This is a genomic window from Nocardioides sp. Iso805N, from assembly GCF_000364605.1.
In the GTDB taxonomy this organism is placed as follows: domain Bacteria; phylum Actinomycetota; class Actinomycetes; order Propionibacteriales; family Nocardioidaceae; genus Nocardioides.
Genome location: NZ_KB822577.1, coordinates 223,683 through 236,248, shown reverse-complemented (window position 1 = coordinate 236,248; position 12,566 = coordinate 223,683). Strand labels below are relative to the sequence as shown.

Annotated in this window: 10 protein-coding genes; 5 read left to right on the top strand and 5 right to left on the bottom strand. The window is 69.4% G+C overall.

Annotated elements, in window-relative coordinates; all coding sequences use genetic code 11:
- Positions 1-9 precede the first annotated feature (9 nt).
- A complete protein-coding gene (locus tag H036_RS0108735) occupies positions 10-519 on the top strand; it encodes a general stress protein (RefSeq protein ID WP_017934405.1) in 510 nt (169 codons plus the stop codon).
- 86 nt (positions 520-605) lie between these two features.
- On the opposite strand, the gene H036_RS0108730 is transcribed toward H036_RS0108735, so the two are convergent.
- Together H036_RS0108730 and H036_RS0108725 are read right to left on the bottom strand one after the other, a co-directional pair.
- The gene (locus H036_RS0108730) at positions 606-2,186 is read right to left on the bottom strand and encodes a long-chain-fatty-acid--CoA ligase (protein WP_017934404.1); all 1,581 of its coding nucleotides are present in this window, start codon (positions 2,184-2,186) and stop codon (positions 606-608) included.
- 81 nt (positions 2,187-2,267) lie between these two features.
- Positions 2,268-3,182: a phosphoribosylaminoimidazolesuccinocarboxamide synthase gene (locus H036_RS0108725; RefSeq protein WP_017934403.1), complete on the bottom strand. Its 915-nt coding sequence runs from the start codon at positions 3,180-3,182 to the stop codon at positions 2,268-2,270.
- 84 nt (positions 3,183-3,266) lie between these two features.
- Here H036_RS0108725 and H036_RS0108720 point away from each other — a divergent pair, with 84 nt between their 5' ends.
- The gene (locus H036_RS0108720) at positions 3,267-4,238 is read left to right on the top strand and encodes a sulfotransferase family protein (RefSeq protein WP_017934402.1); all 972 of its coding nucleotides are present in this window, start codon (positions 3,267-3,269) and stop codon (positions 4,236-4,238) included.
- Positions 4,239-4,332: 94 nt separating this feature from the next.
- Here the strand turns inward: H036_RS0108720 and H036_RS0108715 are convergent, their stop codons facing one another.
- Positions 4,333-5,217: a hypothetical protein gene (locus H036_RS0108715; protein ID WP_017934401.1), complete on the bottom strand. Its 885-nt coding sequence runs from the start codon at positions 5,215-5,217 to the stop codon at positions 4,333-4,335.
- A gap of 77 nt (positions 5,218-5,294) precedes the next feature.
- Between H036_RS0108715 and H036_RS0108710 the strand changes: the two genes are divergently transcribed.
- From H036_RS0108710 to H036_RS24335, 3 genes are all read left to right on the top strand, one after another.
- Positions 5,295-5,843: a DUF421 domain-containing protein gene (locus tag H036_RS0108710; protein ID WP_017934400.1), complete on the top strand. Its 549-nt coding sequence runs from the start codon at positions 5,295-5,297 to the stop codon at positions 5,841-5,843.
- A gap of 367 nt (positions 5,844-6,210) precedes the next feature.
- Positions 6,211-7,830: a S8 family peptidase gene (locus H036_RS22265; RefSeq protein WP_017934399.1), complete on the top strand. Its 1,620-nt coding sequence runs from the start codon at positions 6,211-6,213 to the stop codon at positions 7,828-7,830.
- Positions 7,821-10,664, top strand: a complete 2,844-nt coding sequence (locus H036_RS24335; protein ID WP_086003706.1) for a putative bifunctional diguanylate cyclase/phosphodiesterase — start codon at positions 7,821-7,823, stop codon at positions 10,662-10,664. Before H036_RS22265 ends, H036_RS24335 begins: the two co-directional genes overlap by 10 nt.
- Before the next feature lie 6 nt (positions 10,665-10,670).
- Here the strand turns inward: H036_RS24335 and H036_RS0108695 are convergent, their stop codons facing one another.
- Both H036_RS0108695 and purB read right to left on the bottom strand, forming a co-directional pair.
- Positions 10,671-11,120: an NUDIX hydrolase gene (locus H036_RS0108695; RefSeq protein WP_017934397.1), complete on the bottom strand. Its 450-nt coding sequence runs from the start codon at positions 11,118-11,120 to the stop codon at positions 10,671-10,673.
- Between the two features lie 3 nt (positions 11,121-11,123).
- Positions 11,124-12,542: an adenylosuccinate lyase gene (purB, locus tag H036_RS0108690; protein WP_017934396.1), complete on the bottom strand. Its 1,419-nt coding sequence runs from the start codon at positions 12,540-12,542 to the stop codon at positions 11,124-11,126.
- Positions 12,543-12,566: the final 24 nt, after the last annotated feature.

Below are 12,566 nucleotides of genomic sequence, written 5' to 3'. Positions count from 1 at the left end.
CTGGGGGGCATGAGCAATCCTGCCGTGCAGTCCGCACTGGGCGCCGCCCGGTTCCGCCTGCAGTTCCCCCAGTCACTGGCGACGTACGACGACTATGCGACCGCGCAGAAGACCGTCGACTTCCTCTCCGACGAGGGATTCCCCGTCGAGAACTGCATGATCGTCGGCACCGACCTGAAGCAGATGGAGCGGATCACCGGCCGCCTCACCACCGGACGGGTCGCCCTCAGCGGCGCCATCTCGGGCCTGTGGCTGGGACTGTTCGTGGGCATCCTGTTCAGCTTCTTCGGCACCGCCAACGCCGTCGCCGAGATCGTCTCCACGATGCTGCTCGGCCTCGTCTTCGGCCTGGTCTGGTCGCTGGTCGGCTTCGCGATGAGCCGTGGACAGCGCGACTTCGCCTCCGTCACCCAGGTGATCGCGACGAAGTACGAGGTGCTGGTCGAGCACAAGGTCGCAGCCCAGGCGCGCGAGGTGCTGGCGAAGCTTCCGGGCGCGCTGCCCAACCCCTTCGCCTGAGCCACATAGTCGAGAGGTCACTTTCCGCGGGTCGAGTGTCCAGCTCGCTGGACACTCAACGTGCGGAAAGTGACCCCTCGACGCTCTCAGCTCAGCTCGCGCTTGAGGATCTTCCCCGTCGCGGTCATCGGCAGCGACGGGACGATCTGCACGACCCGCGGGTACTTGTAGTTGGCCATGTTCTCCTTGCACCACGCGACGATGTCCTCGCCCGTCGCGCTGGCGCCCGGCTTGAGGATCACGAACGCCTTGATCTCCTCGCCGTGCACCTCGCTCGGCACGCCGATCACCGCCGAGAGCGAGACGGCGGGGTGCGTCATCAGCACCTCCTCGATCTCGCGCGGGTAGACGTTGTAGCCGCCGCGGATGATGAGGTCCTTGGTGCGGTCCACGATGTAGTACCAGCCGTCGGCGTCGCGCCTGCCGAGGTCGCCGGAGCGGAACCAGCCGTCCGGACTGATCGCCGCGGCGGTCGCCTCGGGGCGCTTGTAGTAGCCCTTCATCACGTTGGTGCCGCGGATCGCGATCTCGCCCACCGCGTGCTCGTCCCAGGCGATCGGGTCCCAGCTCTGCGGGTCGATCAGCTCCAGCTCGCAGCCCACCACCGGCATGCCGATCGAGCCGGGCCGTGCGGGCTCGCCCCAGACCGAGAACGACGCCACCGGCGAGGTCTCGGAGAGGCCGTAGCCCTCCATGATCGTGACGCCGAAGCGAGCCTCGAACTCCTTGTGGATCTCCACCGGCAGCGCCGATCCGCCCGAGACCGCAGCACGGAGGTTGGCCTTCAGCGCCGTCACGTCCACCGTCTCGTCGAGCGCGCCGAGCAGGCCCCAGTACATCGTCGGCACGCCGGCGAAGAAGGAGACCTTCTCCTTCAGCATCAGGCCGAGCGCGGCACGGGCCTCGAAGCGCGGCAGCATCACGATGGTGCCGCCGTACGCGAGCGCGCCGTTCTGCACGACGGTCTGCCCGAACGCGTGGAAGAGCGGGAGTACGGCGAGGAAGGTGTCGGGGTGCTCGGTGCTCGCACCGAAGGCGGTCGCACCGATCTGCGCGTTGTCGCGCAGGTTGCGGTGCCGCAGCTCGGCGCCCTTGGGCTGGCCGGTGGTGCCGGAGGTGTAGAGGATGACGGCGGTGTCGTCCTCGTCGGTCGCCACCGTCTCGAAGACCGACGGCTGCTGGCCGATCGCGCCGAAGAGCGTCTGCACCGGATTCTCGGGGCTGCCCTCGATGGAGGAGGCCGCCATCGGGTCGGCGGTGATCAGGAAGAAGTGCTCGCAGGTCTCGGCCTGGTTGAAGCCGGCCCAGCCGTCGGCGCCGGTGGGCAGCTCGGGGGTGCCCTCGAAGCAGAAGAACGCCTTCGCCTCGGAGTCGGTCAGGTGGTAGGCGACCTCGCGGCCCTTCAACAGCACGTTGAGCGGCACGACTACGGCACCGGCCTTGAGGATGCCGAAGTAGACGATGGTGAAGTACGGCGTGTTGGGGCTCGTCAGTGCGACCTTGTCACCCGGTCCGATGCCGCGGGCCTGAAGCGTGTTGGCGACCTGGTTGGCGAGGCCGTCGACCTGGGCGTAGGTCAGACGGGTCTCGCCGATGACGATCGCATCCCGCTCGGGATGGTCTGCAGCTCCGCGCTCGAGCAGGTCGCTGAGGTTGTACGCGCTCATGTCTCCTCCATCGCGTTGGCACGTGTGCAAGCAACCTACTCGCCAGTCACATGAGCCAGGATCGCGGTGGTCCAGCAGCGCTCAGAACCGCTCGCCGGTAAGCCGCTCGAAGGCCTCGATGTAGCGGGTGCGGGTGCGCTCCACGATCTCCTTGGGGAGCGCCGGAGGGCGCTGACCCGAGCCCTTGTCCCAGTTGTCGAGGAGCCAGTCGCGCACGATCTGCTTGTCGTACGACGGCTGCGACTGCCCCGGCTTCCACTCCTCCAGGGACCAGAACCGGGAGGAGTCGGGCGTGAGCACCTCGTCGGCGAGCACGATCGCGGGCTTGCCCCCACCGAAGTCGCGCTCGTGGTCGTTGCGCATGCCGAACTCGAACTTCGTGTCCGCCAGCATCAGCCCCACGCCGCGGGCGATCTCGTCGGCGCGGGTGTAGACCTCGAGGGTCAGCCGGCGCAGCTCGGCGGCGTCGGTGTGCCCGATCTCGCGGGCGACGTGCTCGTAGGAGACGTTCTCGTCGTGGTCGCCGACGGCCGCCTTGGTGGCCGGGGTGAAGATCGGCTCGGGCAGCCGACTGCCGTCGACCAGCCCGGCCGGTAGCGGGATCCCGCAGACCTCGCCACGCTCGCGATAGTCGAGCAGACCCGAACCGGTGAGGTAGCCGCGCGCCACGCACTCGACCGGGAACATCTGCAGCTTCTGGCAGATCACCGCACGGCCCTTGACCGCCTCAGGGACGTCGGTGGAGATGACGTGGTTCGGCACGATCTCCGACAGCTGGTCGAACCACCACAGCGACATCCGGGTCAGGATCTCGCCCTTGCCCGGGATGGTGGTGTCGAGCACGTAGTCGAACGCCGAGATCCGGTCGCTGGCCACCATGAGGAGCTGACCGGCGTACTCGCCGTCGGTGAGCTCGTAGAGGTCACGGACCTTGCCGCTGTGCAGGTGCCGAGCACCCTCGATCGCAGGAGCGGGGGGAATGTTCAGCTCGGGCACGGGAACAGCCTAGAAGATCTTCGCCTCAATGCCCTTATGGAGTTAGTACACTGGCTCACACCACTTAACTTTGGGGGTGCCAAGGTGAGCATCAGCACGCGAGCGCCGCGTCCCGACTTCCTGATCGTCGGAGCGCCGAAGGCGGGCACGACCGCGCTGCACAGCGCGCTGGCACGCCATCCGGAGGTGTTCATGAGCTCGCCGAAGGAGCCGAAGTACTTCCTCTGCGACCAGGCCCCGCCGCCGCACTGGCGCGGGCCCGGGGACAAGCACTCGCAACAGGAATGGGTCTGGCGGCGCAGCGACTACGAAGCGCTCTTCGCCGAGGCCCCGGCGCATCACGTGCGCGGCGAGTCGACGCCGTTCTACCTGTGGAGTCGCGGCGCCCACCGGCGCATCGCCGAGGCGCTGCCCGACGTACGGCTGATCGCGGTGGTGCGCGACCCGATCGACCGGGCCTACTCCAACTGGATGCACCTGTGGTGCGACGGCCTCGAGCCGGTGCCGGACTTCCTCAAGGCCTTCAGGATGGAGCCTCGACGGATCCACGACGGCTACGCGCCGTTCTGGCGCTACCGCGAGCTCGGTTGCTACGGCGAGCAGCTGCAACACCTCTTCCGGTACGTCGACCCCGACCGGGTGCTGGTGATGCGCTACCGCGAGCTGATCGAAGACCCGTGCGGGGCCGTCGACCGGGCGAGCTCGTTCCTCGGCATCACGACCGGCCACGTCGGTGAGATCCCGAGCGACAACGCCCGGACCTATGTCGAGCCGAGCTGGCGCACCCGCGCGCTCGGGCCGGTCGTGCGAGGTGGAGCGTGGCTCGGGCAGTTCGCACCGCCGCAGGTGTGGCGCCGCGCCGCGCCTCCGTTGATCCGGCAGCTGGGCGGATCCGGCGAGGCGCACCGCCCGCTGCTGAGCGAGGAGCAGCGCTCCTCGCTGATCGACGTCTTCGCCGACGACATCGGCCTGCTCACCGACATGACGGGGCAGGACTTCTCGCAGTGGCTCTCGCCGGTGAGCCGAGGCTCGTTCCGGCAGCGCGCCACCGCGTAACGGTCGCCGAGCCTGTCGAGGCGCCTCGACAGGCTCGGCGGACGTCTCTACAGGCTCGGCGGACATTTCTACAGACTCGGCGGATGCCTTCCGCTCAGCGCACGACGGTGACCAGGTCGTGGGCGCCGTCGGGCCTGGCGGCCTCGACGTAGTAGCGGATCCGACCGTCCGGGAGGGGTACGGCGGCGGCATAGCGGAATGCCCCGTCGGAGTGCGGCGAGGTGATCGGGGCGATCTCGGCCTCCGGCACCAGCCGGCTGCCGTCCCAGCGCGCCACGCCGGTGGTCTCGAACCAGTTGGACGCCGCATCCGGCCGCCCGTCGTACAGGTAGAGGTCGGTGCCGATCGGGGTGGTGACGCGGGCGCCGCGCTCGTCCCACTCCCCCGCACGTCCGGCCAGGACGACGCCGTGGTCGTCCCAGGTCAGACCGTCGACCGAGGTCAGCCGGCGGGTGGTCATCCGATCCTCGTGACCGGGCTCGGTGAGCGGGTGGCAGCACAGCCACATCTCCCAGCCGTCGGCACCGGCCGTGATCACCGGGTCCTTGACCGCCTCGACGTCGTCGCCCGCCAGCACGACCTGACGGCTGCCCTGCGGCAGCTCCTCAGGGGTCGCCGCGGTGAGGCTGTCGACCCACCAGTGCTTGGAGTTCCAGGTGGCGCAGGAAAGGTAGAGCCTCCACCCGCCCTCGGGCAGCGCGATCAGCACCGGCCGTTCCAGCGACTCGCAACCGAAGATGTCGCGGCTGACCTCGGCGACCGTCTCGAAGTGGACGCCGTCGGTCGAGCGGGCGACGTCGACCGTCACGCCGCGTCCCTCGGCGAGCGGGCGGCGATTGCGCCAGGTCAGCCAGTAGACGCCATCGACCAGGATCGCGCTCGCCGCGCCGGCCCAGTTCCCCGGCCCGTCACCCGGTGCCTCGATGACGACCTCTGCACCGTCGTACGAGGGCAGGGTGGGCAGCGCTGTGATCGACATGTCGCCACTTTAGTCGACCAGCGAGATCGACAATCGGATTGTCGACAAGCCACCCGCGGATCGCGACGATGGCCGGCATGTGGAATGAGCTGATGCACGTCCAGACCCCGCTCGGCGACAAGGTCATCCGCACGGTGGTGGTCTACCTGGTCCTGGCCGTCATCCTGCGACTCTTCGGCAAGCGCGACCTTGCCCAGCTCAACGCCTTCGACCTGGTCGTGATGCTGCTGCTGTCCAACGTCGTGCAGAACGCCATCATCGGGCCGGACAACTCGTTGCTCGGCGGTGTGATCGGCGCGTTCGTGCTGGTCGGCGCCAACGCGATCGTGGTGCGCTCCATGCGCCGCTCGGATCGGCTGGCGCGACTCCTCGAGGGCACCGCGACGGTGCTCGCCCGTGACGGGCACTGGGAGGACGAGGCTCTGCGAGCCGAGGGTTTGCGCCGCGCCGACGTCGAAGCGGCGCTGCGCCGTCAGAACGCCAACCGGGTCGAGGAGGTCGAAGAGATCTCGATCGAGCCGGGCGGCGCGATCGTCGTCACCCTCAAGCCCGGCGAGGAGTCCGCGACGGTCCAGGACATCCAGCGGCTCGAGGCCAAGATCGACGCCCTGCTCGCGGCCCGCTGAGGCAGGAGTGGTCCGGTAGGGCCTGGGGTAGGGCCTGGGGTAGGGCCTGGGGTAGGGGCTATCTCCGACGTGCGGTCCCGGGTGCCGGTTCCTCGGCAGCACGTGCCCGTTTCTGAGCCAGAAAAGTGCCACATCTCACCGTCAGGACGGCAACGGCCGCCCTCAGATCGGCAACGAAATGAGCGAGTCCCAGATGGCCCGGCACTGGGGTGGAATCACTAGAAATCGGGACCCCCGAATCTTTACGTTCCGCCCTAGGATTCATTCGCCACCAGCCGATCTGAACAGGTAGGCGGAACGCGCGTCACCGCCCCAAATCCACGCGCACGTCTCCTGTGACGGGCGCAAGAAAAGAGGATCGATCACCGTGCTTCCTCTCCAGCGCCGGCTCCGCCGAGCCGTTCCGACCCTCGTTACCCTCACCCTCTCCCTGGGCGTGGCTCCCGCGGCCCACGCGGCCGCCCCGGACCGGGTGCCGTCAGTGACCGCCACCTCGAGCGGGCCCACCACCACTATCCTGGTGACCGGATCCGCGGCCGCCGTGCTGCAGGGCAAGCAACTGGTGCGACACGACAGCAGCTTCACCGACCTGCCGGTCATCCGCGGCTTCTCGGTGAAGGCGAGCGCCGCCGAGCGTGCCCAGCTCATCGCCCTCGGCCTGAACGTCACCGAGAACGTGCCTGTCAGCGTCGCCGACGCCGACTGGGGCCAGGACAGCCACGACGCCTCGGCAATCTATCCCCAGGTCGACGGTGCCACCAGCGCCTGGGCGAACGGCATCGACGGCAAGGGCGTCGGCGTCGCGGTGATCGACACCGGCATCAGCGACACCGGTGACCTGGCTGGCAAGGTCATCGATGGCTACGACTTCTCCGGTGAGGGCAGCTACACCACCGACAGCTTCGGGCACGGCACCTTCGTCGCCGGCACGATCGCCGGCTCCGGTACGGGCTCCGAGGGCGCGATCAAGGGTGTCGCACCTGGCGCGAACCTGGTCGCCCTCAAGGTGGCCGGTGCGGACGGCTCCAGCGACGTCCTGCGGGTGATCACCGCCGTGCAATGGGCAGTCAACCACGCCGCCAAGGACAACATCCGCGTGCTCAACCTCTCACTGGGCACCGACTCCACCCAGGACTGGCGGATCGACCCCCTCGACGCGGCCGTCGAGGGCGCGTGGCGCGCCGGCCTGGTCGTCACTGTCGCGGCTGGCAACAACGGAAGCGGCGGCATCGGGAAGCCGGCCGACGACCCGTACGTGATCACGGTCGGCGCGAGCGACGACGGCACCACGCTGGGGACCGACGACGACTCCATCGCGCCCTTCTCCTCCACCGGTCCGACCGCGGCCGGACTCGCCAAGCCCGATCTGGTCGCTCCCGGCACCCACATCGTCTCGAGCCGCTCGCCGGGTTCGACGGTCGACACCACCTACCCCGACTCCGAGGTCGGGTCGAGCTACTTCCGCGGTAGCGGTACGTCGTTCGCCGCTCCTCAGGTCGCCGGCGCGGTCGCACTCCTGCTCCAGCAGCGACCCAACCTGACCAACAACCACATCAAGGGCATGCTGATGCGCAGCGCGGTGCCGCTGCCGGATGCGCCGACCACTGCCCAGGGTCAGGGCGAGCTCAACATTCCTGCCCTCCTCGCCGCCGACACGGCGCCGTCTCCCAACAAGGGCCTGGACACTTCGGACGGTTCCGGTTCCGTTGCCGCCTCCCAGGGCTCGCTGGCTGACGCCGGCAAGCCGACCGGCGGTGACTCGACCGCCTGGAACTCCACGGCGTGGAACAGCACTGCCTGGAACTCCACCGCCTGGAACGACGCGGCGTGGAACTCCACCGCCTGGAACTCCACCGCCTGGAACTCCACCGCCTGGAACTCCACCGCCTGGAACAGCACCGCCTGGAACTCCACCGCCTGGAACTCCACCGCCTGGAACAGCATCGCCTGGACCTCGATGGGATTCTGGTCCACTGCATGGAACTGATCCCACCGTCACGGCAGCCCGCAGGGTCCTCGGACCCTGCGGGCTCGGCCGCGTTGGGAGGGCGGCATGTTCCGGAGTCCGAGGGGCGTGCCGCGGCGGTCGATGACCGCACCTCCGCGGATCCACAGCTCACCGACCAGCCGCGCGTGCTCTCCTCGCGCGGCCTCGCCATCGTGTGCATCTCGGTGGCCGTCGCGGCGGTGGTGGTCATCGCCTTCGCCGGGGCAAATGCGCACGGGGACGCGTTCGCCGATCCTGTGGCACTGCTGGTGCTGACGGCTCTCCTCGCGTTCACGCACATCCGCCCCAACCGCCTGGTGCACCGTCACGGCGGCATCGAGTCCGATCACCTGGACGAGGCGCTCTTCCTCCCGATGGTGCTCATGCTCAGCCCCGTCGAGGTGGGCGCCGCCGTTGCCGTCGCTTCACTGGTCGGCAACCTCCTCGCTCGACGCGCGGCGGTCAAGGTGCTCTTCAATGTCGGCCAGACCGTGCTCGCCTGTCTTCTCGGCTATGCGGTGGCCCGGGCCGGCGGCGCCGGTCCCGGCGAACCGATCACGCCGATGGCCATCGTCGCCGGTGGGTGCGGTGGCCTCGTCTTCGCCGCCGTCTCCTCGGTAGCGGTCGCCGCCATCGTCCGCCTGGCCACCGGCCATTCGCTGATCCGCGGTCTGTGGGAGCAGTGGCGCAGCCGTGAGGTCGCCAACTTCGGCGCCCTTCTGTTCGGCATCGTCGCCGGCGTCGCGGTGGCCGAGCACCCCTGGATGGCCATACCCGCGATCGCCCTCGGTCTGACCGTGGAGCGTGCGTACGTCGCGGTCGTGGTCCAGCGGCAGGCGCGGCTCGCCGCGGAGGCACTACGCGAGGCGGTCGTCGCCGTGCGGAACTCCGACGATCCGGAGGCAGTCCGCGAGCAGCTGCTCAGCTCCGCGATGTCGGTGCTGCACGCGCGTGAGGCGGTGCTGGTCGACCCGAGCACCCCGTGCCCGCCCGGTGCGCTGCAGGCGAACGTCGATGACATCACGCTCCAGGTCGTCGATCGCATCGGCGGCGGCTCCTGGCTCGACAGCGAGCGCTCGGCCCTGAGCACGCTGGCGACCGTCGGCAGTGCGGCGCTACGCAACGCACGCCTGCTCGCACACATGTCGGCGATCACCGACAGCCAGAGCGAGGGCGTGCTGGCCATCGATGCCTCCGGCGTCGTCACCTTCGCCAACCCGGCCTCGCAGCGCCTCGTCGGCTGCGAGGACCTGGTCGGCCGTGTCGCCGACCACGTGTTCGGACTGACCGGCCACGACGGCCCCGTCGACCTCACCGCGCTGGCCGGCTCGCACAGCGGCAAGCGCGACACCGACGCGGTCCTCCTCGCCGGCGATGCGCGGACCCCCGTCTCCTTCACCGCGACCGGGCTGACCGAGCCGCAGACCGGCGTCGTGCTGGTCATCCACGACATCACCGAGCGCAAGGCGTTCGAGGAGAAGCTCACCTACCTCGCCTTCCACGACCCGCTGACCTACCTGCCCAACCGACGCCTCTTCGAGGACAGGCTCGACCACGCCCTGCTGCTGGCCGAGCGCCACCACACCAAGAGCGCGCTCCTGATGGTCGACCTCGACCGGTTCAAGCTGGTCAACGACTCCTACGGCCACCCGGCCGGCGACTCGCTGCTGGTCCAGGTGGCCCACATCCTGCGCCGCTCGCTGCGCCGCGAGGACACCTGCGCACGGCTCGGCGGTGACGAGTTCGCCATCCTGCTCGAGGACGTCACCGACGTCCACCACGCCACGTCCATCGCACAGCGGATCCTCGAAGCCCTGGCCAACGGTTGCATCGTGGACGGTCACGAGCTGTTCGTCAGCGCCTCGATCGGCATCGCGACCTCGGATCAGGCCGGCTCGCGCGAAGAGCTGGTCGCTGCGGCCGACTCCGCGGCGTACATGGCCAAGGCGGCCGGCAAGGGGCAGTACCGGGTCTTCGCGCCGGAGGGCGCCGAGAACCCACGCGCGAGGCTGGAGATGGAGGGTGCGTTGCGGCGTGCTCTCGACCACCAGGAGTTCGTGCTGCACTACCAGCCGCTGGTCGACACCCTCACCGGCGAGGCCGTCGGTGCCGAGGCGCTGGTGCGCTGGAACTCCACCGACGGCCTGATGGCCCCGCACACCTTCATCCCGCTCGCCGAGGAGACCGGCCTGATCGTGCCGCTCGGGGCATGGGTGATGGAGGAGGCCTGCCGGCAGGCGCAGGAGTGGACACTCGCCCACCCCGAGCTGCCGCCGCTGGAGATCAGCGTCAACCTCTCCGCCCACCAGCTCAGCAGGCCCAACATCGTCGGCGAGATCGGTGAGGTTCTCAAGCGCACCGAGCTTCGGCCCGAGCAGCTGTGCCTGGAGATCACCGAAACGGTGATCATGCGCGACGCCGAGGCAGCGATCACCTCGCTGCGCCAGCTCAAGCGGCTCGGGCTGCAGCTCGCCATCGATGACTTCGGCACCGGCTACTCCTCACTGTCCTACCTCAAGCAGTTCCCGGTCGACGTGGTCAAGGTGGACCGCACGTTCCTCGCAGGGCTCGGCGACAACGCGGTCGACACCGAGATCGTCGCCGCGGTGATCCGGCTCGCAGCCGCCTGCGGCATCACGGCCGTCGCCGAGGGCGTCGAGACCGTCGAGCAACGCGCGCTGCTGGAGGAGATGGGCTGTCCCCTGATCCAGGGGTTCCTGATCAGCAAGCCGATGCCGGCCGAGGCCTTCGCGACGTACTGGGCCACGGAGGCACCGCTGCTGCTGCCGGGTCCTGACCGACGGGTGCCGAACCCGTCCATGCCGACGAACTGAGGCCTCTCAGATCGCGCGCAACGCCGGGACCACCCGTCGGCTGGTCAGCTCGGCGACGGCCGGATCGGTCTCGAGCTCGTCGAGGGTCGCCCAGCGCAGTTCCTCGATCTCGGCCGCCACCACCGCGACGACGCGCGCCGGGTGCGTGAAGACGGTCGAGCGTACGACGTGTCCAGGCTCGTTGGCGGCCGCGGCCTCGAACTCGCCCAGCAGCACCAGCTGTGCCGGATCGAGTGCGGCACCGAGCTCCTCGGCGACCTCGCGTACGGCGGTCTGGCCCGGCGTCTCGCCGGGCTCCGGCTTCCCGCCGGGCAGCATGAACCGGCTGGTGCCGCGCTTGCGCACGCTCAGCACCCGGCCCGCATCGTCGCGCAGCACCACCGCTGCGACGACGATGGTCTCGACTCGCTCGGCCCCCGGGGACCCGATGGGTGAGGCGTCTCGACGTGAGACCACCGGCTAGAGGATCTCCCCGGGCTGGTAGTCAGCCGCCTCAGGATGCGCCGCGGCGACCGCTTCGACCCGGCGCACCACCGCCTGCACCTGGGCGACGGCGGCGCCGGTGAAGGTGATCGGCTCGGCCACCAGGCCGGCGAGCTGCTCCTGGGTCAGGCCCAGACGGGGATCGGCGGCGAGCTTGGCGAAGACGTCGTTCTCGGCCTGGCCCTGGCGCATCGCCAGAGCAGTACCGACGGCCGCCTCCTTGATCGCCTCGTGCGCGGCCTCGCGGCCCACGCCGTTGCGCACCGCCGCCATCAGCACCTTGGTGGTCGAGAGGAAGGGCAGGTAGCGGTCCAGCTCGCGCTGGATCACCGCCGGGAAGGCGCCGAACTCGTCCAGCACAGTGAGGAAGGTCTGGAACAGGCCGTCGGCGGCGAAGAACGCGTCGGGCAGGGCGACGCGGCGTACGACGGAGTCGGAGACGTCGCCCTCGTTCCACTGGTCGCCGGCGAGCTCGCCGATCATGCTGAGGTAGCCCCGAAGCACCACCGAGAGGCCGTTGACCCGCTCGCAGGAGCGGGAGTTCATCTTGTGCGGCATCGCCGACGAGCCGACCTGACCCTCCTTGAAGCCCTCGGTGACCAGCTCGTTCCCGGCCATGAGACGGATCGTGGTGGCCAGGTTGGACGGACCGGCCGAGAGCTGCACCAGCGCCGAGACGGTGTCGAAGTCCAGCGAGCGCGGGTAGACCTGGCCGACGCTGGTGAAGACGTCGGCGAAGCCGAGATGCTGAGCCACGCGCGCCTCCAGCTGCTCCAGCTTGGTCTCGTCGCCATCGAGCAGGTCGAGCATGTCCTGCGCCGTACCCATCGGGCCCTTGATGCCGCGCAGCGGATAGCGGGAGATCAGGTTCTCGACCCGGTCGAGACCGACCAGCATCTCGTCGGCGACGGTCGCGAACCGCTTGCCGAGCGTGGTCGCCTGCGCGGCCACGTTGTGCGAGCGGCCGGCCATCACGGTGGCCTCGTGCTCGGCGGCCAGGCGGCCGAGCCGGGCCAGCGCAGCGACGGCGCGATCGCGGATGATCCGCAGCGAGGTCAGGACCTGGAGCTGCTCGACGTTCTCGGTCAGGTCACGTGAGGTCATGCCCTTGTGGATGTGCTCATGCCCGGCGAGGTCGGAGAACTCCTCGATCCGTGCCTTCACGTCGTGCCGGGTGACACGCTCCCGCGCCGCGATGCTCGCGAGGTCGACCTGGTCGACGACCTTCTCGTAGGCCTCGACCACTCCGCCCGGTACGTCGATGCCGAGGTCGCGCTGTGCCTTCAGGACGGCGATCCAGAGCTGCCGCTCGAGCACGATCTTGTGCTCCGGGCTCCAGATCCGGGCCAGGTCGTCGGCGGCGTAGCGGGTGGCGAGGACGTTCGGGACGGTCACGGTGGGTCATTCTCCCATTCGAAC

Coding starts and splice junctions, on each gene's coding strand:
- H036_RS0108730 (WP_017934404.1), bottom strand. CDS start 2,186: ATGAGCGCGTACAACCTCAGCGACCTGCTCGAGCGCGGAGCTGCAGAC.
- H036_RS0108715 (WP_017934401.1), bottom strand. CDS start 5,217: ATGTCGATCACAGCGCTGCCCACCCTGCCCTCGTACGACGGTGCAGAG.
- H036_RS0108735 (WP_017934405.1), top strand. CDS start 10: ATGAGCAATCCTGCCGTGCAGTCCGCACTGGGCGCCGCCCGGTTCCGC.
- H036_RS0108710 (WP_017934400.1), top strand. CDS start 5,295: ATGTGGAATGAGCTGATGCACGTCCAGACCCCGCTCGGCGACAAGGTC.
- H036_RS24335 (WP_086003706.1), top strand. CDS start 7,821: ATGGAACTGATCCCACCGTCACGGCAGCCCGCAGGGTCCTCGGACCCT.